The organism is Fluviirhizobium alvei (assembly GCF_030551875.1).
Classification (GTDB): Bacteria; Pseudomonadota; Alphaproteobacteria; order Rhizobiales; family Rhizobiaceae; genus Rhizobium_E; species Rhizobium_E alvei.
This window is the reverse complement of record NZ_JAUOZU010000037.1, coordinates 1-1,190: the sequence shown is the minus strand read 5'-3', so window position 1 is coordinate 1,190 and position 1,190 is coordinate 1. Positions and strand designations below refer to the sequence as shown.

Sequence of the window (1,190 nt, the reverse complement as noted above, 5' to 3'; positions counted from 1 at the left end):
GGCCTGCTGCCGGTTTTTCGGACGCCGAGTTAAGCTAATCCCAGTTTGTTTTCAAATTCCATCGGGCTGAGATAACCCAGTGTCGAATGCCGACGCTTGGGATTGTAGAAGCGCTCGATGTAATCGAACACATCTGCCTTGGCGTCGTGTCTGGTTCTGTAGACTTTGCGGGCCGTCCTTTCCGTTTTGAGTGATGAGAAGAAGCTTTCCATCGCAGCATTGTCCCAGACATTGCCCGACCGGCTCATCGAACAGGTGATGCCATGGTCAGCCATGAGACGCTGGAACTGCTCGCTGGTGTATTGGCTGCCCTGATCTGAGTGATGCAGCAACGCGTCCGGTTTTCCTCTGCGCCAGATCGCCATGATCAGAGCATCGGTCACGAGCTGGGAGGTCATGCTGGAGTTCATCGACCAGCCGACAACACGACGGGAGAACAGGTCTATAACGGCGGCGACATAAAGCCAGCCCATAGATAGGTAAAATCGGCCACCCACTTTCGGTTCGGTCTGTCGGCCGCAAACTGACGATCCAATACGTTCGGCATGATGACCGACCGTTCACCGCCGTCCTTCGGCAGGCCGCGCCTTCTCGGTCTTGCTCTCAGTGCATTCTCACGCATGAGCCGTTCGACACGATGCAGGCCGCAGGAAAAGCCTTCAGCAAGAAGATCGTGCCAGACACGCCGGGCACCATAGGTGCGATCACTCTCTTTGAAACTGCCTTTGATCTTGTCCAGAAGAACCTCGTCATACCGGGCATGGTGGCTCGGAGAACGATTAAGCCAGGCATGAAAGCCGGAACGAGAGACACCCAGCGCTTCGCAGAGCCATGCCACCGGCCAGATCGAACGGTGCTTTGCAATGAACGCGAACTTCATATCACGTCCTTCGCAAAGTAGGCAGCGGCCTTTTTTAGGATATCACGCTCCGCTTTCAGCTTGGCAACTTCCTTGCGCAGCCGCTCGATCTCAAGCTGCTCGAGCTTCATTTGCCCGTGGCCTGGAAAGACCTGCACTGGATCAGAACCATATTCCTTGACCCATTTGCGCAGAACGTTCTCGTGAACATCCAGATCGCGGGCTGCCTGCGCAACGCTGACGCTGCGCTCAATAACCAATCTTACCGCTTCAAGCTTATATTCGCGGCTGAACTTTCTTCGTTGCATTCCTTCGCTCCAGTTTCATTGGA

At 55.0% G+C, this 1,190-nt stretch carries 1 pseudogene; it reads right to left on the bottom strand.

Annotation, left to right across the window (positions count from 1 at the left end):
* Positions 1-29: 29 nt before the first annotated feature.
* Positions 30-1,167 (bottom strand): annotated as a pseudogene (locus Q4481_RS24545) (IS3 family transposase).
* Positions 1,168-1,190 lie beyond the last annotated feature (23 nt).